This window comes from Bacteroides sp. An19 (assembly GCF_002160215.1).
Classification (GTDB): Bacteria; Bacteroidota; Bacteroidia; order Bacteroidales; family Bacteroidaceae; genus Phocaeicola; species Phocaeicola intestinalis.
The window spans coordinates 1-937 of record NZ_NFKD01000140.1; the positions used below are offsets into that span (position 1 = coordinate 1).

Genomic DNA, 937 nt, shown 5'->3' on the forward strand with positions numbered 1-937 from the left:
GCAGTACCGGCAGAGTACCCAGCATCACCTGATGGCAACTGCCGGAAGGGGTTGCGCTCGTTATGGCACTTAAGCCGACACCTCACGGCACGAGCTGACGACAACCATGCAGCACCTCCACGCCTGCCTTGCGGCTGTACCGTTTCCGGCACATTCAGGCGCAGTTCAAGCCCGGGTAAGGTTCCTCGCGTATCATCGAATTAAACCACATGTTCCTCCGCTTGTGCGGGCCCCCGTCAATTCCTTTGAGTTTCACCGTTGCCGGCGTACTCCCCAGGTGGGACACTTAACGCTTTCGCTTGGCCGCCGACTGTATATCGCCGACAGCGGGTGTCCATCGTTTACCGTGCGGACTACCAGGGTATCTAATCCTGTTTGATACCCGCACCTTCGAGCCTCAACGTCAGTGGCGGGCTGGCATGCTGCCTTCGCAATCGGGGTTCTTCGTGATATCTATGCATTTCACCGCTACACCACGAATTCCGCATGCCGCGACCGTACTCAAGCCCCACAGTTTCAACTGCAATTTTACGGTTGAGCCGCAAACTTTCACAGCTGACTTAAGGGGCCGTCTGCGCTCCCTTTAAACCCAATAAATCCGGATAACGCTCGCATCCTCCGTATTACCGCGGCTGCTGGCACGGAGTTAGCCGATGCTTATTCGCAGGGTACCTGCAATATGCCACACGTGGCACACTTTATCCCCCTGCAAAAGGAGTTTACAACCCGTAGGGCAGTCATCCTCCACGCTACTTGGCTGGTTCAGGCTCGCGCCCATTGACCAATATTCCTCACTGCTGCCTCCCGTAGGAGTTTGGGCCGTGTCTCAGTCCCAATGTGGGGGGCCTTCCTCTCAGAACCCCTATCCATCGTCGCCTTGGTGGGCCGTTACCCCGCCAACAAGCTAATGGAACGCATCCCCATCGGCGGCCGATAA

At 57.0% G+C, this 937-nt stretch carries 1 rRNA gene; it reads right to left on the bottom strand.

The annotated features are described in order from the left end of the window. Nucleotides 1–937, bottom strand: a 16S ribosomal RNA gene (locus B5F25_RS20875); the annotation flags it as partial.